The organism is Dongia sp. (assembly GCF_041909655.1).
Lineage (GTDB): Bacteria > Pseudomonadota > Alphaproteobacteria > Dongiales > Dongiaceae > Dongia.
Genome location: NZ_JAYRDA010000002.1, coordinates 327,879 through 349,417, shown reverse-complemented (window position 1 = coordinate 349,417; position 21,539 = coordinate 327,879). Strand labels below are relative to the sequence as shown.

General features: G+C 62.9%; 18 protein-coding genes. 11 read left to right on the top strand and 7 right to left on the bottom strand.

Annotated elements, in window-relative coordinates; genetic code table 11:
* The first annotated feature begins 36 nt into the window (after positions 1-36).
* The gene (locus tag ACE3PR_RS04785; RefSeq protein ID WP_374368759.1) at positions 37-732 is read left to right on the top strand and encodes a helix-turn-helix transcriptional regulator; all 696 of its coding nucleotides are present in this window, start codon (positions 37-39) and stop codon (positions 730-732) included.
* Here ACE3PR_RS04785 and ACE3PR_RS04780 read toward each other — a convergent pair.
* Entirely contained in the window at positions 729-1,601 is an 873-nt protein-coding gene (locus ACE3PR_RS04780) for a DUF2189 domain-containing protein (RefSeq protein WP_374368757.1), read from the bottom strand. The two genes, ACE3PR_RS04785 and ACE3PR_RS04780, sit on opposite strands and share 4 nt — an antisense overlap.
* 268 nt (positions 1,602-1,869) lie before the next feature.
* On the opposite strand from ACE3PR_RS04780, the gene ACE3PR_RS04775 reads away from it, so the two are divergent.
* Positions 1,870-2,613: a TerC family protein gene (locus tag ACE3PR_RS04775; RefSeq protein WP_374368755.1), complete on the top strand. Its 744-nt coding sequence runs from the start codon at positions 1,870-1,872 to the stop codon at positions 2,611-2,613.
* Positions 2,614-2,616: 3 nt separating this feature from the next.
* On the opposite strand, the gene ACE3PR_RS04770 is transcribed toward ACE3PR_RS04775, so the two are convergent.
* From ACE3PR_RS04770 to ACE3PR_RS04755, 4 genes are all read right to left on the bottom strand, one after another.
* Complete coding sequence (locus ACE3PR_RS04770) at positions 2,617-3,723, bottom strand: ABC transporter substrate-binding protein (RefSeq protein ID WP_374368753.1); 1,107 nt, start codon at positions 3,721-3,723, stop codon at positions 2,617-2,619.
* A gap of 23 nt (positions 3,724-3,746) precedes the next feature.
* Entirely contained in the window at positions 3,747-4,814 is a 1,068-nt protein-coding gene (locus ACE3PR_RS04765) for a patatin-like phospholipase family protein (protein WP_374368751.1), read from the bottom strand.
* Positions 4,815-4,920: 106 nt separating this feature from the next.
* Positions 4,921-6,390: a methyl-accepting chemotaxis protein gene (locus ACE3PR_RS04760; RefSeq protein ID WP_374368749.1), complete on the bottom strand. Its 1,470-nt coding sequence runs from the start codon at positions 6,388-6,390 to the stop codon at positions 4,921-4,923.
* Positions 6,391-6,621: 231 nt separating this feature from the next.
* On the bottom strand, positions 6,622-8,055 hold the full coding sequence (locus tag ACE3PR_RS04755; RefSeq protein ID WP_374368746.1) for a PLP-dependent aminotransferase family protein: 1,434 nt from the start codon (positions 8,053-8,055) through the stop codon (positions 6,622-6,624).
* A 113-nt stretch (positions 8,056-8,168) separates the two neighbouring features.
* Between ACE3PR_RS04755 and ACE3PR_RS04750 the strand changes: the two genes are divergently transcribed.
* From ACE3PR_RS04750 to msrP, 4 genes are all read left to right on the top strand, one after another.
* A complete protein-coding gene (locus tag ACE3PR_RS04750) occupies positions 8,169-9,062 on the top strand; it encodes a DMT family transporter (RefSeq protein WP_374368744.1) in 894 nt (297 codons plus the stop codon).
* Positions 9,063-9,173: 111 nt separating this feature from the next.
* Positions 9,174-10,376 carry a pyridoxal phosphate-dependent aminotransferase gene (locus ACE3PR_RS04745; RefSeq protein ID WP_374368742.1) on the top strand — a complete coding sequence of 401 codons (1,203 nt, stop codon included), beginning with the start codon at positions 9,174-9,176 and terminating at the stop codon, positions 10,374-10,376.
* A 173-nt stretch (positions 10,377-10,549) separates the two neighbouring features.
* On the top strand, positions 10,550-11,020 hold the full coding sequence (locus ACE3PR_RS04740) for a Dps family protein (RefSeq protein ID WP_374369326.1): 471 nt from the start codon (positions 10,550-10,552) through the stop codon (positions 11,018-11,020).
* A gap of 163 nt (positions 11,021-11,183) precedes the next feature.
* Entirely contained in the window at positions 11,184-12,161 is a 978-nt protein-coding gene (gene msrP / locus ACE3PR_RS04735) for a protein-methionine-sulfoxide reductase catalytic subunit MsrP (protein WP_374368740.1), read from the top strand.
* Between the two features lie 5 nt (positions 12,162-12,166).
* Here the strand turns inward: msrP and ACE3PR_RS04730 are convergent, their stop codons facing one another.
* Positions 12,167-13,861: a glycosyltransferase family 4 protein gene (locus ACE3PR_RS04730; RefSeq protein WP_374368738.1), complete on the bottom strand. Its 1,695-nt coding sequence runs from the start codon at positions 13,859-13,861 to the stop codon at positions 12,167-12,169.
* Between the two features lie 54 nt (positions 13,862-13,915).
* Positions 13,916-15,094 (bottom strand): aromatic ring-hydroxylating dioxygenase subunit alpha, encoded by a 1,179-nt coding sequence (locus ACE3PR_RS04725; protein ID WP_374368736.1) that lies wholly within the window; start codon positions 15,092-15,094, stop codon positions 13,916-13,918.
* A gap of 171 nt (positions 15,095-15,265) precedes the next feature.
* On the opposite strand from ACE3PR_RS04725, the gene ACE3PR_RS04720 reads away from it, so the two are divergent.
* The 5 genes from ACE3PR_RS04720 to ACE3PR_RS04700 all read left to right on the top strand — a co-directional run bounded on the left by ACE3PR_RS04720 (position 15,266) and on the right by ACE3PR_RS04700 (position 21,537).
* Positions 15,266-16,198 carry a LysR substrate-binding domain-containing protein gene (locus ACE3PR_RS04720; protein ID WP_374368734.1) on the top strand — a complete coding sequence of 311 codons (933 nt, stop codon included), beginning with the start codon at positions 15,266-15,268 and terminating at the stop codon, positions 16,196-16,198.
* 118 nt (positions 16,199-16,316) lie between these two features.
* Complete coding sequence (locus tag ACE3PR_RS04715; RefSeq protein ID WP_374368732.1) at positions 16,317-17,573, top strand: FAD-dependent oxidoreductase; 1,257 nt, start codon at positions 16,317-16,319, stop codon at positions 17,571-17,573.
* Between the two features lie 13 nt (positions 17,574-17,586).
* The gene (locus tag ACE3PR_RS04710) at positions 17,587-17,886 is read left to right on the top strand and encodes a sarcosine oxidase subunit delta (protein ID WP_374368730.1); all 300 of its coding nucleotides are present in this window, start codon (positions 17,587-17,589) and stop codon (positions 17,884-17,886) included.
* Positions 17,883-20,801, top strand: coding sequence for a 2Fe-2S iron-sulfur cluster-binding protein (locus ACE3PR_RS04705; RefSeq protein WP_374368728.1), 2,919 nt, complete (start codon positions 17,883-17,885; stop codon positions 20,799-20,801). Before ACE3PR_RS04710 ends, ACE3PR_RS04705 begins: the two co-directional genes overlap by 4 nt.
* A gap of 1 nt (position 20,802) precedes the next feature.
* Positions 20,803-21,537: a hypothetical protein gene (locus ACE3PR_RS04700; protein WP_374368726.1), complete on the top strand. Its 735-nt coding sequence runs from the start codon at positions 20,803-20,805 to the stop codon at positions 21,535-21,537.
* Positions 21,538-21,539 lie beyond the last annotated feature (2 nt).

Below are 21,539 nucleotides of genomic sequence, written 5' to 3'. Positions count from 1 at the left end.
AGCCTAGTGTCAGCAGCGAACGAAAAGGGAAAGTGGATGCGGCGCGCCGACCGCCTGTTCCAGATCATCCAGATCCTGCGCCGCCACCGGCAGCCGGTAACGGCGGACGCCATCGCGCGCGAGCTGGAGACCTCCAAGCGCTCGGTCTACCGCGATATCGCGACGCTGATGGCCCAGCGCGTGCCGATCCGGGGCGAAGCGGGAGTGGGTTATGTCCTGGAGGGCGGCCATGACATGCCGCCCTTGATGCTGACGGCGGACGAGATCGAGGCCGCGGTCCTGGGGGCGCAATTGGTTGCGACGCGCGGCGATGCGGGCCTTGTCCGCGCGGCGCAGGATCTGGTGGCGAAGATCGCGGCCGCGGTGCCCGAGCGCCTGCGCCCGATCGTGCTGGAACCGGCGAGTCTGGCGCCGTCCCACCGCACCTTGCCGGTCGATCAGATCGATGTCGGCATCATCCGGCACGCCATTCACAACGCGCGGAAACTGGCGATGGGCTATCGCGACGAGCAGGGGCGCGCGACGCAGCGTGTCGTCTGGCCGATCGGCCTTGGCTATCTCGATTCCGTGCGCATGCTGATCGCCTGGTGCGAATTGCGCCAGGACTTCCGGCATTTCCGCACCGATCGCATCGCCGCGATCGATTTGCTGGAAGCGCGTTTTCCGGAACGGCCGGCAGCCTTGCGCGCGAAATGGCGCAAGACGCTGCCCGAGATGCCACACAAATCCTAGGGCACGATCTGCCGGTAAAGATGCCAGGTGGCGTGGCCCAGGATCGGGATCACCACGATCAGGCCGACAAAGAACGGCAGCGAGCCCAGCACCAATCCACCAGCGACGATGAGGCCCCACACCGCCATCGGGATCGGGTTGGCGGCGACCGCGCGGACCGAAGTGCGGATCGCGGTGCCAAGGCCGATATCGCGGTCGAGCAGCAGCGGGAACGAGATCACGCTGATCGACATCGCGAAGACGGCGAAGAGAAGGCCCGCGCCGATGCCGATCCCGATCATCGCCCAGCCGGCCGGTGTCGTGAACACGGCGTTGAGAAAGCCGGGAATGGAGCGTGGCGGCTCGGCTCCCAGCGTTGCCGTCTGGATGGCATAGGCGGTGGCGATCCAGGTGAGGAACACGGCGACCAGGATCAGGCCCAAGCCCAGGATGGCGCCAAAATTTGGGGCGCGGAAGACGGCCAGCGCATTGACCCAGGTGGTCTCGCGCCCCATCTCGCGCTGGCGGCTCATTTCATAAAGGCCGATGGCGGCGAAGGGACCGATGAGGGCAAAGCCGGAAGCCATGGGAAACAGCATCGGCAGGAGCTGATAGCCGAACAGGAAGCGGGCGAGCACCAGGCCGATCACCGGATAGATGACGCAGAGGAAAACGACGTCGGTGCGGTAGGCGCCGAAATCGGCCGCCGCGCGCCGGAAGATGTCGCGAAAAGCCGCCACATCGATCCTGCGGATCGGCAGGGTTCCAGGCTGGACCTGCTCCCGCGCCTCGGCATGGTCCCAGGAGCGGCCGATCGTATCCAGGGCGTCAGCCGCGTGCTTGAATTGGTCCCAACCCCATTCGATGGGGTTTCTGATGGTCGTCGCCATATGCATCCTCCCGAATCTCGGTTTCGAGGGGACGGCTCCCGATGCCAGTCAGTATTCTGTCAGCGATCCATTCGACCGCCGGCGACTGCAAAGAGCCGCGACCCGACAAAACCAGCATACGCCGGTTCGGGTCGTTTGTCTGCGGGGTGAGTACAATCCGCAAAATTGCCTTGGGATGGTTGACTTTTTGCGAGCGCCCACCATCTCCTCCGGACATTTTTTGCGATCTTGCATCTTAAGATCTTTCCGGGGGAGCGGACGTCACATCATGCTGGAATTAATGACCGACCCGCAGGTCGTGCTGAGTTTCCTGACCTTGGCGGCACTGGAAATCGTTCTTGGCATCGACAATCTGCTGTTCGTCCAGATCGTGGCCAGCCGCTGCGCCCCGGAAAAGCAGAAAATGGCGCGACGTGTCGGCCTGCTGCTGGCGCTGGGCACGCGTCTCATCCTGCTGGCCTCGATCGCCTGGGTCGCCGGATTGACGGCGCCGATCCTGACGATCGGCTGGTTCGGGCCGGAACTGGCTTTCGAGCTTTCCTGGCGCGACGTCATCCTGCTGGGCGGCGGCCTGTTCCTGCTGGCCAAGGCCACGACCGAAATCCATCATCACATCGAGGGTGCCGAGGGTGGTCCGAAGGGCGGCAAATATCTGACCTTCGGCGCTGCGATCGTGCAGATCGCGCTTCTCGATATCGTCTTCTCGCTGGATAGCGTGATCACCGCGGTCGGCATGGCCGAGCACCTCTCGGTCATGGTCGCGGCGGTGGTTGTCGCCATGATCGTCATGATCGCGGCGGCGCAGCCGGTCGGCAATTTCGTCGACAAGCATCCGACAGTGAAAGTGCTGTGCCTTTCCTTCCTGCTGTTGATCGGCATGGCGCTGGTGGGCGAAGGGCTGCACTTCCACATCCCGAAAGCCTATCTCTATTTCGCCATCGCCTTTTCGGCGCTGGTGGAAGGGCTCAACCTCTGGGCGCGTACCAAGCAATCCCGAAGCAAGGCCCAGTGAGAGTCATTCGCTGAGATAGGTGAGGATACGCGTTAGCGAGAAGTCGTAGCCGGAATCGGTGCGGGCAAAGCGGGGGAAGGGGATGCGCCGCCAGTCGCGGTTCCCCAGTTCCGCCATGAATTGCTGCACGTTATGGCGGTCGATGCCGGCCATCTCGAAGGAGACATTGCCGAGCGGCTTCTTTTGCTGGAGATAATCGTTGATCATGACCATGGCCCAGCCGCCGGCCAGGAAATGACCACCGTCGGTGCCGGCCATGACGCCGTCCCGGACCAGCGTCAGCGCATCGGGCGACCAGTTGAGGCCGACGATGCAGATATCGCTGCCGGGCTTGAGCCCACGTTCGCGGACCGCCTCGATGGCGCCCAAAGCCAACGCGTCATTGGCAGCCCAGATGCCGGATGGGCGCACGTCATGGGTCTTGGTCCAATCGAGGTAGTTGAGCGTCTGGCGCCTGGCGTCGGGCGCCTGCCAGTTGGTGCGGAAATGGCGGTCGATGACAACGCTTTTGGCATTGGCGAAGCCGGCATGCATGCCGGCGGTGCGTTCCAGCGAGGCCGGTGTGCGCGCATCGCCGGCCAAAGCGAGGACGTGGAATTTGTCCGCGGAATCCGCGAGCGCGTGATCGGCCATGCATTCCGTCAGCGTTTCCGCCATGCGTTGCCCGGCACCAAGATTGCTGGGCACCAGGCTGCCGATCCAATGGGGATGCTTCCGTCCCGGAACGTCCATCTCCCGCAATTGCTCGCCGATGAAGGCGTTGAGCAGCATGAGGACCTTGATGCCCCTGGCGTCAGCCGCCTCCAGGACCTCCGGTGCTGCCTGGAACTCGTTCACCAGAATGAGGATGTCGGGGGGTGTCGCCTGCGCGACCTGGGCGAGACCGAGGTTGATCATGCGCTGCGCATCGCGCTCGGCGTAGACGATCTCCAGCGAGAAGCCGAATTGATCGGCCGCGGCCTGCATCGTGCGGGAGACTTCCGGCCAGAAGAACTCATCCTTGAGGCCGGGATTGACGAAGGCAATCCGGGTTTCAGCGGCGGCAGTTGAAGCGGCGATGTTGAGAGCGAAGAGTGCTGCGCCGGCAGCGCAGAGGACGCGGGTGAGCATGATGAGCAATATGAACTTTCGTTTCAGCCGAACCGTTCAGCAAGGTTGATGGTGCTTTCCCAGCCGATACGCTCGAAATGCTGTGCGATCCACTTATCCGCCGTCTCATAGCCGAGTTGGTGGAGATGCTCAAGGAAGGCGCGTTCGGTGTTCATCTTGCTGAGCGCACCCATCTCGGCCAATTCGCATTCCGCGCTGATCTCGTGAAAGCGCACGGCGGTGTAGCGGTCGTTGTGCAATTCGCCGCTTTCGATCAACCGGGTGATGGTGGCAAAGCCTTCCATCTCGCGCACCAGGCTGGAATTGAAGGTCATTTCGTTGATGCGGTTGAGGATGTCCCGCGATGACAGGGGGACGTCCTGGCGATTCATCGGATTGACCTGGACGATGACCACATCACTGCTGTCGCATTCATGAATGAGCGGATGGATGGCCGGGTTGCCGAGATAGCCGCCATCCCAGTAATGCTCGCCCTCGATCTCGACGGCTTCGAACAGCAGGGGCAGGCAGGCCGAGGCGAGCAGCGCGTCGGCCGATATCTCCGGCGTGCGGAAGATGCGCGAGCGGCAGGTGCGCACATTGGATGCGGTGACGAAGAGCTTCACCTGCGGATGGCTGCGCAGATTCTCGAAATCGACCAGATCGCGCAGCAGATCGCCCAGGGGATTGACGCGCATCGGATTGAGCTGCAGCGGCGAGAACATGCGTGTCGCATAATCCAGCCACATGAAGCTGGGATCGCCGTCGACATTCCAGTCGGTCAGGCCTGGAACGCCGCGCGGCAAGGCGCGCGGGAGCGGGTTGAGCTGCGAGACGCCCATCCAGAAGGCCTGCAGGGCGTCGATCGCCCCCTGGCGCTTGCCCTTGAGGAAGCCATCGGCGAAGACGGCGGCGTTCATGCCCCCGGCACTGGTGCCCGAGAGGCCGTCGATATAGATCCTGGGTTCGCTGATGAGGCGGTGCATGACGCCCCAGGTGAACGCGCCATGGGAGCCACCCCCCTGCAAAGCGAGGCTGATATGCTTGACGCCCGGCCGCGGCGTCTGAGACGGTTGCGGCGTCCGCGGCATCGATTGATCGTTACCATCCATGCGAAGTCTTCCGGCGCCTGACGCCCGAAAATGTGGGCGGCGCAGCCGGATACTCGCGGAATATGGTTTAAATTCCGTGAAATAAGCGCGGCGAAGCGCAAAATTCCTACCAGGAGCGGATTTCGGCCAGGAAACGGTCGACTTCCACTGCCAGGACGCGGGCATTTTCCGCCAGTTCGTTCGCGGCACTCTGGACCTTGGCCGCATCCGCGCCGCTTGCATCCGAGGCCGCCGTCACCTCCTCGATATTGCGCGCGACCTCCTGGGTGGCGGCATTCTGTTCCTCCACCGCCGCCGAGATCGCCGTCGTTACCTCGTCGATGGTGCTGATGGTCGAGCCGATCTGGCGGATGGTGCCGATGACCGTGCCGCTGGCCCCCTGGATGCTGCTGACCTGGCTCGAGATTTCATCGGTTGCCCTGGAGGTCTGCACGGCCAAGCTCTTCACCTCCGAAGCCACCACGGCAAAGCCCTTGCCGGCTTCGCCCGCGCGCGCCGCCTCGATGGTGGCGTTGAGCGCCAGCAGATTGGTCTGGCTGGCAATGTCGGAGATCAGCTTGACCACATCCCCGATCTTGTCGGCGGAGGTGCTGAGCAGATTGACCGATGAATCGGCTGCCCGGGTTGAGCCGACCGCCGCTTGAGTCACATTCGAGGCATGGCCGGTCTGGCGGGAAATTTCCTGCACGGAATTCGACAGTTGCTCGGCCGCGGCCGCAACGGTCGCCGATTGCGACCGCACACGGCCGGTGGCCTCGGTCAGGCTGCTGGCGGTGGCTTGCAGGGAGATGGCGGCGTTCGCCACGGTCTCGACCACGGCTTTCACGCGACTTTCAAAATCATCCGCCATCCGGACCGAGCGCGTCGCCACCGACCAGGAAAGCATGGGGCCGAGATATTTGCCTTGAGTGTCCAGGATCGCCGAGACACGCAGGTCGAGGGTCTCAGGACCCACACGGATCTTGGCATTGTGGGGCAGGTTCTTCGGGTCGGCCAGCAGGCGCCGCTGATGCGCCGGGTTCTTGTGAAAGACGTCGATGCTTTGGCCGATCAGCTTGTCGACCGGCACCGGCAAATGGCTCTGCAGCGTCCGCAAGGTTTCGATGCTGGTACGGTTGATGTAGTTGATGTTGCAATCGAGGTCGCAGGTCATGATCGCAATCGGCATGTCGTCGATCATCTGCCGCAGGCGCGTCTGCTCGGCCTCCATCTCGACCTGCTGGGTCACCAGATCCCAGGTCAGCATCGGTGCCATGTAGCGGCCGCCATTCATGATTGGCGTCACGAGAAGGTCGAGGATTTCACCGCCGATGGTGATGCGTGCCTTCCACGGCAGGTTCCGGTGATCGGCCAGCAGCTTGCGTTGATGCGCGGGGTTCTTGTGGAAGACATCGATCGAGCTGCCGACCAGGGCGGCGGCTTTCACGGGCAGCACATGTTCGATTTTCTGCAGGGTCTTGATGGTCGATTTGTTGGCGTAATCGATGACGAAATCGGAGAGGCGGCAGGTCATCACGTTGACCGGCATGTCCTCGACCATTTCCCGGAAACTCGATGCCTTCTGAAGCCTCAACATCAGCGTACCTTTCTCTCGCGGCAACGCAGGTCTAGGTATTTGGCAGTGTTTCACGATCTGAAATAAACAACCTGGAGGCGCATCATAATGCGCTGTTGTTTTTGATATAAGAGCGAAAATGAATGTAATTTATGGGAATAAAAATCGATCCTTTCCAGTTCATCCGACTTTCAGCCTAGATGGGTCATTCATCCTATATTCATCGATAAGTCGTATGGCCTTGCACCGGACTCAGGCAAGCACCGTCTTGAGCACCGATATCAGACGCGGATCGAGGCTCTGGGCCACGTTGAAGCGAAGATGACTGCGCCAGCGCGCGTCATTGCCGGCACTGAAGACTTTGCCGGGGGCCAGAATGACGCCCATGTCGCGCGCTGCTTCGGCGAGTGCCTCCGCCTTCTTGCCGGATGGCAGGGCCATCCATAGGAACAGGCCTTCGCCCGGGTCGGCCGCGTGATCCAGCCAGGGCGTGAGGCCGAGATTGACCAGGCGTTTCGATACCTGAAACCGGCAGCGCGCCAGGCGGTCGCGCAGGTTGGCGACATGCTTGCGGTAGCTGCCGTCGCTGAGCAGGCGATGAATGATGCGCGCCGAAAGCTCGTTGTTCCCGAAGCTGATCGCGAGTTTGAGATCGGCAAGATCGGTGAGTGTAGCGGCATCGGCGGCCAGAAAGCCGATGCGTGTGGCGGCGGAGAGCGTCTTCGAAAAGCTGCCGAGATGGATGACACGGTTGAGGCCGTCGAGGGCGGCGAGGCGGAGCCCCGGCTGCGCTTCGAAATCGCGGAAGATGTCGTCTTCGAGGATGCGGAAATCATGATGCTGGGCGAGGCCGAGCAGGCGATGTGCGACGGCAAGACCCATGCGCGCGCCGGTGGGATTTTGAAGGCCGGCATTGGTGAGGTAGAGCTTGGGGCGATGCGTGGCGGCAAGGCGATCGAGGGCATCGAGATCGGGGCCTTGCGGGGTCATCGGCACCGAAATGCAGGTGCCGCGCTGCGCGCGTATGGCCGCATGAAAATTGAAATAGCCGGGATCGTCGACCAGCACAGCGTCGCCCGGTGCCACCAGATAGCGGCAGACCAGATCGATCGCCTGGCTGGCGCTGTCGGTCAGCAGCAGCCGGTCCGGCTCGGCAGGAATTTCCAGCTCGTTCAGGCGCCGCGCCAGCAGGTCACGCAAGGGGCGATAGCCCAGAGGTACGCCGTATTCGACCAGCTCGCGGCCGGTATTCTTCGGATCCTGGCGGGCGAGCGCGCGCAAAGCCGCGCGGATGGAATCGTCCGGCAACCAATCGGGCGGCAGCCAGCCGCAACCCGGTGTCAATTGGCCAGGTCCGGCAGTCAGCGATTGCCGCATCATCCAGATGGGGTTGATCCCGGTGCGCCGGCTGGGGAGCGGGTCCAGCGCCAGGGGCTGGCTGGTTGCCGTTCCGCGCGGCGCCACGAAGAAGCCGGATTTCGCCCGCGCCGTGACCAGGCCCTCGGCCACCAGCCGGTCATAGGCCGAAACCACCGTGAAGGGGCTGACGCCGAGCTGGTCGGCAAGGCGCCGCACGGAAGGGAGTTTCTGTCCGGCCCCGAGCGCCCCCGCCGCGATGCGTTTGGTGAGGGCCTGGGCGATGCGCGCGGTGAGTGGCCCGGTCTCGCGCTCCAACGATAAGTCCATCTGTATCGGTCTTTGTACTGGTATAGTTTGGAAGATTGTATCGGAAGTGTGCCTGTCGGCGCCAGCCTCCCACGCCCATTCTGCCGGTCTCAATAAAGAAGGAGACCGCCGGCATGACCGCCGCCACATTGGATGCCGCACCGAGAAACCCGATGGTGCTGCGCGGCTTCGTTTATGGCCTGATCGGGGTCATCATTTTCGGCGGCTCGCTGCCGGCGACCCGTGCCGCGGTGCTCGCCCTCGATCCCTGGTTCGTCAGCGCCGCGCGCGCGGTGGGTGCCGCCCTGCTGGGGATGGGCTGGCTGCTGTGGGAGCGCGCTGCCTGGCCGAGCCGCCAGGAATGGCGCGGTCTTGCCATCGTGGGCTTGAGCGTCGTCATCGCCTTTCCGGTCCTTACGGGCCTGGCGATGCAATGGGTCTCGGCCAGCCATGGCATTCTTTTCGTCGGCCTCATTCCGCTGTCGACCTGTCTCGTCGGTGCCATGATCGGCACGGTGCGGCCACGACGGGCCTTCTGGTTCTGGGCGGTCTTCGGGGCTGCCAGCGTCGCTTCCTACGCGGTCTATATGGGCGGCGGCAATTTCAGCCTGCCCGATCTCCTGATGATCGGGGCGATCATCGGCAGCGGGGTGGGTTATGCCGAAGGCGCACGCCTTGCGCAGAAGATGGCGCCGGCCGCAGTGATTTCCTGGGGCCTCGTCATCAGCCTGCCCCTCTCATTGCCGGCGATGTTGCTGGCCTGGCCCGCGGCGCCCGCTTTGGTCCCGGCATCGGCCTGGGTCGGGCTTGGCTACGTGACGGTCTTTTCGATGTTCGTTGGATTCCTCTTCTGGTACCGGGGCATGGTCCTGGGCGGCACGGCCAAGGTCAGCCAGATCCAGTTGTTCCAGCCCTTTATCGGATTGCTGCTGGCTGCCGCTTTTTTGGGCGAAAAGCTCGATCTCGGCATCGCCCTTGGAACTGTCATGGTGACAATTTCCGTCAGCCAGGCAAGGCGTTATGCCTAGGCATGTGAGGCGCGTCTGATCTGCATGAGCGGGGGTTGCGAGGCTGGAAGGCGGGGGCTATGTTCCGGCCCGCATTTGCCTTCCCAATCGCTCCTCCAAAGGTGATCCGACATGGCCTTCCTTGCCGACCGTCTCGACCGCATCAAGCCGTCCCCCACCATCGCCGTCACGATGAAAGCGCGCGAACTGAAAGCGCAGGGCCGCGACATCATCGGTCTGGGCGCCGGCGAGCCGGATTTCGACACGCCGGACAACATCAAGCAGGCGGCGATCAAGGCGATCAATGCGGGCGACACCAAATACACCAATGTCGACGGCACCGACGCGCTGAAGAAGGCGATCATCGCCAAGTTCAAGCGCGAGAACAATCTCGACTACAAGATCGACCAGATCACGGTAGGGACCGGCGGCAAGCAGGTGCTCTACAACGCGCTGATCGCCACGGTGAACCCGGGCGACGAAGTGATCATTCCGGCGCCCTATTGGGTTTCCTATCCGGATATCGTCCATCTGGCCGAAGGCACGCCGGTCTTCGTCGAATGTGGCCAGAACCATCAGTTCAAGCTGCAGCCGGAAATGCTGGAAGCCGCGATCACGCCGAAGACCAAATGGCTGATCCTGAATTCGCCCAGCAACCCGACCGGCGCCGCCTATACCGCGGCCGAATTGAGGGCGCTGGCCGACGTGCTCCTGAAGCATCCCCATGTCTGGGTGCTGACCGACGACATGTACGAGCATCTCGTCTATGACAATTTCAAGTTCGCGACCATCGCCGAGGTTGAACCGAAGCTCTATGAGCGCACGCTCACCATGAACGGCGTTTCGAAGAGCTATTGCATGACCGGCTGGCGCATTGGTTACGCGGGTGGGCCGGCGCCGCTCATCAAGGCCATCGCCAAGATCCAGTCGCAATCCACCTCGAACCCCTCGTCGATCAGCCAGGCGGCGGCGGTCGAGGCCCTCAACGGCCCGCAGGATTTCATCGCCAAGCACAACGTGTCGTTCAAGGAACGCCGCGACATGGTGGTCGAGATGCTGAACAAGGCGCCGGGTCTCCACTGCCACAAGCCGGAAGGGGCGTTCTATGTCTATCCGTCCTGCGCCGGGGCGATCGGCAAGACCACGCCGGAGGGCAAGAAGATCGCGACCGACGACGATTTCGTGACCTATCTGCTGGAATCGGAAGGTGTGGCGGCGGTGCAGGGCTCGGCCTTCGGCCTCAGCCCCCATTTCCGCATCTCCTACGCGACTTCGACCGAGGCGCTCAAAGATGCCTGCACCCGCATCATCCGGGCCTGCGAAAAGTTGAAGTAGGCGATCCGTCGCGGCTGGTGATCGAATTTGCCGATCATCGGCCGCGACAAAATCGCTCGTACGCTTTCCGGTTAAAGCCTTGCGAAGGTCCGGGATACGCGCCACATTTGAAGCTCTCCAAAGAGCATTTCATCATCCGAATCCCGCTCCCAACCTTGTTCGAGGGTCAGACCATGGAAATCGATATCGGCATCTCCAAGAAGGATCGCAAAGCCATCGCTGACGGCCTGTCGCGTCTCCTGGCGGACACCTACACGCTTTACCTCAAGACCCATAATTTCCACTGGAACGTCGAAGGGCCGATGTTCAACACGCTGCATCTCATGTTCGAGACGCAATACACGGAACTCGCTTTGGCGGTCGATCTCGTTGCCGAGCGCATCCGCGCCCTCGGCTATCCGGCACCCGGCACCTATGCGGCTTATGCCAAGCTCTCCTCGATCAAGGAAGAGCAGGGCGTGCCGACGGCCGAGAACATGATCAAGCAATTGGTCCAGGGCCAGGAAGCGGTTTCGAAGACGGCGCGCAGCGTTTTCCCCGCGGCGGACAAGGCCGGCGATGAACCGACGGCCGATCTCCTCACCCAGCGCATGCAGATCCATGAAAAGAACGCCTGGATGCTGCGGGCCCTGCTGACGAAGTAAAAGGCCTTCATTTCCAAAGGTTAAGGGCCGGTGGCGCCATGCGCGGTACCGGCCCTTTTCTTTGTGACATCGGGGGACGGGGTGTAATCTCGGGGCGGGTTCCTGCGTATTCCCTTGGAAGAGGCCCCATTCGGGTGTGGCCGTGCGGAAGAGGATCGCCAATATGTGGATCAAGAAGGTACGCGGCTGGGAATTGAAGGAAAGTGCGGCCACGCCGGAAGATGTGTTCCGGAACCGGCGCCGTTTCCTGGCGGGTGCCGCGGGGGCGATCATCGCGCCCACCTTGCTGGCCTGTGAGAAGGAAGCCGATGCGGATGCAGAGGTCGCGGCGGCGGATCCCTCGGCCGGGCTCTATCCTGTGCCCCGCAACGATCGCTACAAGCTCGACCGCGAATTGACGCCCGAAGCGGACGCCACCAGCTACAACAATTACTATGAATTCGGCACGTCCAAGAACATCGTCAAGGCGGCGCAGGCTTTGCCGATCCGGCCCTGGGCCGTGACCATCGACGGCATGGTGGAGAAACCGCTCACCCTCGATATCGACGATCTGCTGAAACAGATGCCCCTCGAGGAACGTCTCTATCGCCATCGCTGCGTCGAGGCCTGGTCGATGGCGGTGCCGTGGAGCGGCTTTCCGCTCGCCTCACTGGTGGCGCTCGCCAAACCGACGTCGGATGCCAAATTCCTGCGCTTCGAGAGCTTCATGATGCCGGAGGTGGCGGAGGGGCAATCGGAGCCATGGTATCCCTGGCCCTATATCGAAGGTGTCACACTGGCCGAAGCCACCAACGATCTCGCCTTCATGGTGACCGGCATTTACGGGAAGCCGGCACCCAAGCAGAACGGTGCGCCCTTGCGCCTTGCCTTGCCTTGGAAATACGGCTTCAAATCAGCCAAGGGCATTCAGCGCATCACCTTCACCGACAAGCAGCCGGTGGGATTGTGGGAAGCGATCCAGGGTGCGGAATACGGCTTCTATGCCAATGTGAATCCGGCCTTCGCGCATCCGCGCTGGAGCCAGGCCTCGGAGCGGCTGCTCGGTTCCGGCGAGCGGGTCGATACGCAGATCTATAATGGCTATGGCGAATTCGTGGCTGGGCTTTATCCCGACCAGAACGACCGGCGCTATTTCTACTAACCGCCCTAAATAGTCCCCCCGCGCAAGGTGACGAGGCCGAGTTTCGCGAGCCAGACGAGGCCGCGTTCCAGGCTCTCGCGCCTTGCTTCGGGGACGCTTTCCAGGATTTCACCCACGGACACGGCACCGCGCCGCTGCAAATCGGCGAGCACGCGAGCGCAATCGTCGATATTCGGCGCCATCGGTTTGAAGAAGGCAAGGAACGGCGCGTGCAGCAGCAATTGCAGCCGCGCCCCGTCGGCGCCAGGCGTCGCCGACACCAGATGATCCGGTGTCAGGATGTCGGTCGGGTAGGTTTCGAAGGCGAAGAAAGGATCGGCGCGGGCGGGATGCGACGGCCGGTTCTCTTGCAAAGGCGCGCTCTCCGATGCGCTTTGCCGCCTTTCAGCGAGATCGCCCCAGAGCGTCTGATATTGCCTGATGATGACCGACCAATCGAAGGTTTCCACAGCACGCTTGCGTGCGGCTTCGCCCATGCGCTGCCGCAAATCGCCATCCTCGATCAAGGTCATATAGGCGCGCGCGACCGCGCCTGGATCCACCGCCACGAATTGGCTGGTGAGGCCGCAATAGACGTCATAGCTGTCGAGTCCCGCGGCGTGGCGATCGGCCAGATCGCGCCCGAGGCCATTGCGCGGCATCAGGGTTGGCACCCGAAAGCCATCGATGCCGTCGCGCAAGGTGTCACGGTAGCCGTTCCAATCGGTGACCACGCCGGGCAATCCCGCAGCCATGGCTTCGATCGGCGTCAGGCCGAAGGTTTCCTGGAAATTGTCGGAGAGCGAGGTGAAGATATTCGCGGCGCACCAGGCCTGCCGGCGCAGATCGGGTTTGCGGCCATCGAGGAAGGTGCAGGCAACGCTGGGGCAGAATTCCGCCGCACCCTTGCGGAAGGCCTTCTCGATGAAATCATTGGCGAACCAGCCAGCCTGGATCAGGCGCAGCTTGCGGCCGTCCTTCCGGGCGAGTGCCTGGGCGACGCGTTCCAGGGCCAGATACATCGGCAGAGGATGCGCCTTGGCATGAAAAGAGAGACGGCCGACGAACAACACGACAATCTCGGTCTCGCCGATGCCAAGGGCCGCACGCGCTGCCTGCCGTTCGTCCGGTGTCGAGGCGAAGTTGTCCGTGTCGACCCCCAGCGGAATGATCGGGAGCTGCGGGCGCACGAAGGTATCGGCGCCGAAACGTGAGGCGAGAAATTCCTGCTGCTCGCCGAGCACGCGGTCGATCGTGTCGCGCACGACCTGCGACGTGCAGATGAGCGCGTCCCATTCCTGTACCGGCGAGGCGAGCAGGCTGACCAGCCAATCCATGGCGCCGGCCGAGGCGGTGGTGTGGGTAACACCGCAAAGCGAATAGAGCCGCTGGCCCACCGCGCGCCGGCGCCAGGCGGAGGCCGAGAGCGTGGGGTCGGACATGTAGAGGGTGCCGGCGGCGGCTGGGCTCGCGGCATCGGCTTCGTCGAGCCAACGAACCAGCGTCTTGTTGCCGAAGCTGCCGACGACGCGCTGGAACTGACCGGCCACTTCCTTGCTCGCAGCGTGGCAATAGAGGGTCTCGACGCCGCTATGGCGCAGAAAGCCCTTGAGGAAGCCCTCGCCGGCGGCGTGGCGGCCCATCAGTTTCTGGCGGCTGGTGTCGAATCCTTCGGCGGAATAGCGGATCGCGGCGTTGAATGCTGGCTTGGGCTGGGACATGGCCGGAGCATAGCGAAATCACCCCGCGCCGCAAAAGTGAATGTTTGCAGCCGTTCAGGCCGCCAGCAGCTTCTCCGCCAGCCAACGGTGGAAGCAATGCGTCGGTCCATCCATCGCGGGCGAGAAGACGCCGCCGTCATAGCCGGGTGAGGCGCGGCCATTCTGCATGCGCTGGACCACGTCGACATCCTCGGCGAAGACGGTACGCCAGGCAGCGAGGTTGGCCTTCTTCACGTCGTCGAAGGCCGGATCCGATGAGGCGTCGCCGACATAATAGATTTCCAGATGTTCGCGGGTTCGGTCGAGCCCGAGCGGTTCCAGGCGGATGGCGTAATAATGGTCGCGGTGGATGCCGAGCAGCACATTGGGGAAGAGCGAGGCATATTCCGCGGCCTTGTCCCATTTGGGCGGCAGGTTCGGGAATTGCGGCAGGTTCGGCCCGTCCTTCACCAGGAGCGGCGTATAGGCATGACTGCCCTGGCCGGAGAAGTGACCGGGCTCCTCGATATTGTAGTGATCGTCGAGCTTCGAATACGAATTGAGGCCGGGATGGATCGAGGGGAGATGATAGGCCTCGCAGTAATTCTCGACCGCGAGCTTCCAGTTGCACTGAACGTCGAGTTTCAGGCTGCCGATTTCGCCGGGATGGCGGATATGGCTCATGTCGAAATCGCGCCAGCGTGCCGCCAAGGGCGCGATATAGGTTTCAAAGGGTTCCGCATCGCCGCTCAGATTGACAAAGACCATGTCCCAGAACTGCGCATGGCGGACCGGCTTCAGGCCATGCTCGCTCTTGTCGAAGCCCGCGATCTCGTTGATGCGCGGCCCGCCGATATGCGGCGTGCCGATGAGCTGGCCGTCGAGGTCGTAGACCCAGGAATGATAGGGGCAGCGCAGGCGCCGCTTGACGCTGCAGGGTTCGGTCACCAATTGCGCGCCACGATGGGAGCAGACGTTATGGAAGACGCCGATGCCGCCGTCATAGCGGCGCAGCATCAAAACCGGGATGCCCTGGATCTGGCTGGGGAAGGCGTCGCCGGGATTGGGCACGTCGCGCCCGAAACCGATGCAGAACCAGGTTTTGGCCAGCACCCGGTCGCGTTCCCAATCGCGGAAGCCGGGGCTTGTATAGGCCTCGTTGGGGAGGCCGCGGGCCGTCTCGATGGGAAGCAGCACCCGTTCCAGGGCGGCCGGATCAAACGGCAGGCGCGGCGAATCGTGACGTGGCTGCAAGGCGGAAAACTCCCCATGTGGCGTAGCTATGCGCTTGTCGGTCGCTTTTTTAGTGTCGGTGAGCTGCTTCCCGATGTAAATCCGGACTTAGGTGATGGCGATATACGGGGGGCTCATGATGCCGCCGCTGTATGCTGTCGCAAGCGGATGTCATAAGAGATTGGAAATCCCATGGCCCGACCCGGTTTGCGCCGTTCCCTGCCACCGCTGAATTCCCTGGTCGCCTTCGAATCCGCGGGGCGGCTGGAGAGTTTCACGGCGGCCGGCCGCGAGCTTGGCCTCACCCAGGCGGCGATCAGCCGGCAGATCCAGCATCTGGAGGCGGATCTCGGCGTCCTGCTGTTCTCGCGTTCGCGCCGGGGCATGCGCCTCACCCCCGAGGGCGACATTCTCTATCGTTCGGTCACTTCGGGCCTCACGTCGATCGCCGATACCGCTTCAAGCCTGCGGCAGCAGCAGGGGCGGCGTAACGTCACAATCGGCGCCTCGCTGGGCTTTGCCACCTTCTGGCTGATGCCGCGCCTGCCGGTCTTTCGGTCGGCCAACGCCTCGATGGATTTGCGCCTGGTGGCTTCGGACGGGCTCGGTGATCTTGCCATCGAGCGGATCGACATGGCGGTGCGCTATGGTGACGGCCATTGGCCGGCGGTCAATGCCACGCGCATGTTCGGCGGCGAGCTGTTCCCGATCGTCAGCCCCAAATTATTGAAGGGCAGGAAGCTGCCTTTGAGCCTTGAGGAGTTTCGCGGCCTGCCGCTCCTCGAACTGGAATCAACCGACCCGCGCTGGCTCGGCTGGGAGGAATGGGCGCAGAACCAGCCGGAGCGGGTGAAGCTGCCGGCGGCCCGCATCCGTTTCAACAATTATCCCCTGCTGGTCCAGGCAGCGGTGGCGGGCGAGGGGGTGGGGATCGGCTGGCGTTATTTCGTCGACGATTATCTGCGCGACAAGAACCTGGTGCGGCCATTCGAGGACGTGCTCATCACCAATCTCGCCTTTTACCTCATCGAGCCGATCGGGGCGCGGCCGCGCCCTGCCACGACCTTGCTGCGCAACTGGATGCTGGAACAGGCCCGCGAAAGCGAAGCGGCGCCGCTGCCCTGACCTCCGGCGGCTTTGACGATTTTCCGTCTTCGCATGTCGATTATTGACAATGCACCGGAAACGGCTGAGATAGCCTTGCCGCCATCCTGAAGGCGATGCAGTTAGCGAGGCTTCGAACATGCTCCCGGCTTTCGTTCCCCTGAAGATCCTCCGCTACGGCTTTCGCAAGAAATACCCGGCCGAGAGATTCATTCCGAAGGCGCAGGATCTCAAGAAATCCTATGACGTGGTGATCATCGGTGGGGGCGGGCATGCCTTGGCCGCGGCCTATTACCTCGCCCATACCCACGGCATCACCGATGTCTGCATCCTGGAGCGCGGGTATCTCGCCGGCGGCAACACGGCGCGCAACACGGCGATCATCCGTTCCAATTACCTGACCCCGGAAGGTGTCCGGTTCTATGAGCAATCGCTGAAGCTCTACCGGGAGTTCAGCCAGGAGCTCGATTTCAACATCCTCTATTCCGAGCGCGGGCACTTTACCCTGGCGCATACCGACGCGGCGGTGCGCACCAGCCGCTGGCGCGCCGAGGTGAACAAGCAATTGGGGGTCGATTCCGAGCTGATCTATCCGGACGAGATCGCCAAGCTCTGCCCGCATCTCAACATGTCGGACAAGGTGCGCTATCCGATCATGGGGGCGCTCTATCACCCGCCGGGCTCGATCGCGCGCCATGACGCGGTGGCCTGGGCCTATGCGCGGGGTGCCGCCAAGCTCGGTGTCGAGATCCACCAGCAGACGCCGGTCACGAAGATCCTGATCGAGAATGGCACGGTGAAGGGTGTCGAGACGCCGCGCGGGACAGTTTACGCGAACAAGGTGATGCAGGCGGTGGCCGGCAACACCTCGGTCGTCGCCAAGATGGCTGGCTTCCGCCTGCCGATCCGCACCATCCCGCTGCAGGCTTGTGTCAGCGTGCCGCTGAAGCCCTTCCTCGACCAGATCATCGTGTCGGGTTCGCTCCATGTTTATGTCAGCCAGAGCTCACGCGGCGAATTGGTGATGGGGGGATCGACCGATCCTTATGGCCTTTATTCCACGCGCTCGACGCTCGATTTCAAGGAAGGCCTGCTCGGCCACATGCTGGAATTGCTGCCCATGCTGGGCGAGGTGAAGGTGATGCGGCAATGGGCCGGCATGACCGACATGACGCCGGATTTCAGCCCGGTCATGGGCCTCACCCCGGTCAAGAACTATTACATCGACAGCGGCTGGGGCACCTGGGGCTTCAAGGCCACGCCGGTCTGCGGCATGACCATGGCACATACCATCGCCAACGATAGCCCGCACGATCTCATCAAGCCGTTCTATCTCGACCGCTTCGTCGAATATGCCCAGGTCGGCGAAAAGGGTGCCGCCTCGGTCGGCCATTGAGGGGAGAGAAACCATGAAGATCATGAATTGTCCGCTCAACGGCCCGCGCAATATCAGCGAATTCGTCTGGGGTGGCGAGGTGAAGCCGATGCCGGATCCGGCGGCGACCGACGACAAGGCCTGGGCCGAATTCCTGTTCCTCGAGAACAACGAGGCGGGATTGGTGCGCGAATGGTGGTGCCATGTGCCGACCTCGTTCTGGTTCATTGCCGAGCGGAACACCGTGACCGACGAGATCGTCAAGACCTATGCGGCGGGCGATGTCTTCAATTCCCGCGTCGACTTCGCGGCGAAAGCGGAGACGCGGTCATGAGCCAGTTGAACCGCTTGGCGGCACCCTATGGCCGCCTGATCGACCGCAGCAAGCCGCTGGCCTTCGAGTTCGAGGGCCGCCGCATCGAGGGTTTTGCCGGCGACACGATCGCCTCGGCGCTCTGTGCCAATGATCAATGGATGATCTCGCGCTCGTTCAAATATCACCGCCCGCGCGGTGTGCTCACCATGGCGGGGCAGGATGCCAACACCCTGGTGCAATTGCCCGAGGAGCCGAATTGCCTCGCCGACAAATATCCGGCGCGGAATGGCTTGAAGGTGAAGGCGCAGAATTATTTCGGCTCCTTCGACAGCGACATGGCACGCATCGTCGAGTTGGCGCATCGCTTCCTGCCGGTCGGCTTCTATTACAAGACCTTCCATGAGAAGAAGTCGTCCTGGAAGTTCTGGGAGCCGATCGTGCGTGCGATGACGGGTTTGGGGGCGATCGATCCCAAGGCCGATTTCCATCACAGCTATTATGACAAGAAGTATCTCTTCGCCGATGTGGCGGTGATCGGTGGCGGGCCGGCGGGCTTGGCGGCCGCGAAAGCCGCTGCGGATACGGGCGCCGAGGTGATCCTCATTGAGGAGAACGAGGCCCTGGGCGGCAGTCTCGGCTATGCTCGTTTCGACGCGGAGGGGAAACGCGGCGTGAGCGTGCGCGATGATCTCATCCGGGGCGTCGAGGGTCGCGCCAATCTCTCGGTCATGACCGGGGCCATCTGTTCGGGCTATTTCGCCGATCACTGGCTGCCCGTGATCAAGGGCAACCGTTTTTATAAGCTGCGGGCGAAATCGGTGGTGGTCGCGACCGGCTCGCTGGAGCAGCCGGCGGTGTTCCGCAACAACGATCTGCCCGGCGTGATGATGGCAAGTGCGGCACAGCGCCTCCTGCATCTCTATGCCGTGCGGCCGGGCCGGAAGGCGGTGATCCTTGCCGCCAATGACGATGCCTATGGCGCAGCACTCGATCTTCTCGATGCGGGTGTTGAGGTGGCGGCGATCGCCGATCTCCGCCAGAGCCTGCCGCATTCGCCGCTCATCACCGCTGCGAAGGCGCGCGGTGTTGCAGTCCATGCGGGATATGGCATCAGCGAGGCGCTCTATGCCAGCAAGACGCATATCTCCGGCGCCGTGCTGGCGCCGGTCGCGGGTGAAGGCGCCTTCGCGCCGGGCGGCGAGACGGTGGCCTGCGATCTCATCCTGATGTCGGTTGGCTTCAGCCCGGCCGGGCAATTGCTGCACCATGCCGGTGCCAAATTCGGCTATTGCCCGGATTCCCACATGTTCTTTCCGACGGAATTGCCGGCGAATGTGCATGCGGCGGGGTCCGTCAACAATGCCTATGATCTCGATGCCGTGCTGGCCGACGGCCGCCGCGCCGGAGCGCTTGCGGCCAGGGATGCGGGGCTTGCCGTCGCCGATCTGCCGGCAGCACCCAGCGAGAAAGGCAATGTCGGGCGCACCCATCCCTGGCCGATCTTCCCCCATGAGCGCGGTTTCGATTTCGTCGATTTCGACGAGGATCTCAAATATCACGATCTCATCAACGGCATCGCCGACGGCTATGACAATGTTGAATTGCTGAAGCGCTATTCCACTGTCGGCATGGGGCCGAGCCAGGGCCGCCATTCGGCGGTAACTTCGGTCCGCATCGTCTCGCGCGAGACCGGCGCCGATATCGCCAAAATGAACGTGACCACGCAGCGCCCGCCTTACACGCCGGAAAAGTTCGGCCATCTCGCCGGCCGCGTCTTCGATCCCGAACGGCGGACGGCGATGCATCACCGGCATCTGGAGCTGGGTGCGCAGATGATGCCGGCCGGTATCTGGTGGCGGCCGGCTTATTACGGTGCCAAGGCGGATCGCGACAAGGCGATCACCGCCGAAGTGAAGGCGGTGCGCGAGAATGTCGGGCTGATCGATGTCTCGACCCTGGGCGGGCTCGACGTGCGCGGGCCGGATGCGGCCGAATTCCTTAACCGCATGTACACTTTCGCTTATGCCAAGCAGCCGATCGGCCGCTCGCGCTATGTGCTGATGACCGACAATTCCGGCGTCATCACCGATGACGGTGTCGCCTGCCGGTTCCATGACGAGCATTTCTATGTCACCGCGACGACCAGCGGTGTCGACGGGGTCTATCGCCAGATGCTGTTCTGGAACGCGCAATGGCGGCTCGACGTCGACGTGGCGAACGTGACCGCCGCCTATGCCGGAATCAACATCGCCGGGCCGAGCTCGCGTGCGGTTCTGCAGAAAGTCTGCAGCGATATCGATCTCTCGGCGGAAGCCTTCCCCTATATGGGCGTGAGGCTGGGAACTGTCGCCGGCATTCCGGCGCGACTGATGCGGGTCGGCTTCGTGGGCGAACTGGGCTACGAAATCCATGTGCCGGCAAGCTATGGCGAAGCGCTGTGGGATGCGTTGATGGAAGCGGGAAAGGCGGAAGGCATTCGTCCCTTCGGGGTCGAGGCGCAACGCGTCTTGCGTCTGGAAAAGGGCCATATCATCGTCAGCCAGGATACCGACGGCCTCACCAATATCTGGGAAGCCGACATGGCCTGGGCGGTTGCCAAATCGAAGCCCTTCTTTATCGGCGGCCGTTCGACCGAGATCATGGCCCGGAGCAAACTCGCCCGGAAACTGGTCGGCTTCACCCTTGCCAATGACAGCGATCCCTGTCCGGAGGAATGCCATCTGGTTCTGAAGGGCGAGGAGATCGTCGGCCGGGTGACCTCGGCCGTGCGCTCGCCGAGCCTCGGCAAGGTCGTGGGCCTCGCTTACGTCCATGGCGACGGCGCGGCGCCCGGCAACAAGTTCGAGATCAAGATCGATGGCGGCCGGCGCATCACCGGTATCGTCACCAAATATCCGTTCTACGATCCCGACAACAAGCGGCAGGAGATGTGAGATGAACGCCATCGCCCCCACCTCGCTCAAGCGTCGCAGCTTCATCTACCGCCTTCTCGCCGCCCAGGGCGCGCAATTCGGCGAAGTGAATGGCGGCGCTGTGCCGCTTCATTTCGGTGGTGACCGGGAGGCCGAACTGGCAACCGCGCGGCGCCTGGGCATCGCCGATCTTTCGGTCCTGCCACATGGCGGCTTCAAGGGGAAAGGCACGGTCGAGTGGCTGAATACTCAGGGTCTCGCCATCGGCCCCGACAGCAACAAGGCTTATGCGCAGGCAGGCGGTGAACTGGCGGCACGCCTCGCGCCGACCGAAATCTTCCTGCTGGATTCGCTGGCCGGCAGCGGTGCGCTGCTGCAGCGGCTGAACTCGGCCTGGCAATGGGCAGCCAATGCACCGCGGCCGCAGCAGGGCTATCCCATGCCGCGCCAGGACAGCCATGCCTGGTTCATGGTGACCGGCGCATGCGTGCCGGAGATGTTCGCCAGGATGTGCGGCGTCGATTTGCGGCGCGACCATTTTGCCGACGGCGCCATCGCGCAGACTTCGATGGCGAAAATGAGCGCCATCGTGATCCGCGCCGATCGCAAGGCAAAGGAGGGGCGGATGAACCCGGCCTATCATGTGCTGGCCGATATTGCGTCGGCCGAATATCTCTGGTCATGTCTGATGGATGCGGCGGCCGAATTCGACGGCAAGCCGGTCGGTCTCCAGGCTTTGCAAGATCTGGAGACATGAGC

Coding starts and splice junctions, on each gene's coding strand:
- ACE3PR_RS04700 (WP_374368726.1), top strand. CDS start 20,803: ATGAACGCCATCGCCCCCACCTCGCTCAAGCGTCGCAGCTTCATCTAC.
- ACE3PR_RS04755 (WP_374368746.1), bottom strand. CDS start 8,055: ATGGACTTATCGTTGGAGCGCGAGACCGGGCCACTCACCGCGCGCATC.
- ACE3PR_RS04715 (WP_374368732.1), top strand. CDS start 16,317: ATGCTCCCGGCTTTCGTTCCCCTGAAGATCCTCCGCTACGGCTTTCGC.
- ACE3PR_RS04720 (WP_374368734.1), top strand. CDS start 15,266: ATGGCCCGACCCGGTTTGCGCCGTTCCCTGCCACCGCTGAATTCCCTG.
- ACE3PR_RS04730 (WP_374368738.1), bottom strand. CDS start 13,861: ATGTCCCAGCCCAAGCCAGCATTCAACGCCGCGATCCGCTATTCCGCC.
- ACE3PR_RS04770 (WP_374368753.1), bottom strand. CDS start 3,723: ATGCTCACCCGCGTCCTCTGCGCTGCCGGCGCAGCACTCTTCGCTCTC.
- ACE3PR_RS04750 (WP_374368744.1), top strand. CDS start 8,169: ATGACCGCCGCCACATTGGATGCCGCACCGAGAAACCCGATGGTGCTG.
- ACE3PR_RS04760 (WP_374368749.1), bottom strand. CDS start 6,390: ATGTTGAGGCTTCAGAAGGCATCGAGTTTCCGGGAAATGGTCGAGGAC.
- ACE3PR_RS04745 (WP_374368742.1), top strand. CDS start 9,174: ATGGCCTTCCTTGCCGACCGTCTCGACCGCATCAAGCCGTCCCCCACC.
- ACE3PR_RS04780 (WP_374368757.1), bottom strand. CDS start 1,601: ATGGCGACGACCATCAGAAACCCCATCGAATGGGGTTGGGACCAATTC.
- ACE3PR_RS04775 (WP_374368755.1), top strand. CDS start 1,870: ATGCTGGAATTAATGACCGACCCGCAGGTCGTGCTGAGTTTCCTGACC.
- ACE3PR_RS04785 (WP_374368759.1), top strand. CDS start 37: ATGCGGCGCGCCGACCGCCTGTTCCAGATCATCCAGATCCTGCGCCGC.
- ACE3PR_RS04710 (WP_374368730.1), top strand. CDS start 17,587: ATGAAGATCATGAATTGTCCGCTCAACGGCCCGCGCAATATCAGCGAA.
- ACE3PR_RS04740 (WP_374369326.1), top strand. CDS start 10,550: ATGGAAATCGATATCGGCATCTCCAAGAAGGATCGCAAAGCCATCGCT.
- ACE3PR_RS04705 (WP_374368728.1), top strand. CDS start 17,883: ATGAGCCAGTTGAACCGCTTGGCGGCACCCTATGGCCGCCTGATCGAC.
- ACE3PR_RS04765 (WP_374368751.1), bottom strand. CDS start 4,814: ATGGATGGTAACGATCAATCGATGCCGCGGACGCCGCAACCGTCTCAG.
- msrP (WP_374368740.1), top strand. CDS start 11,184: ATGTGGATCAAGAAGGTACGCGGCTGGGAATTGAAGGAAAGTGCGGCC.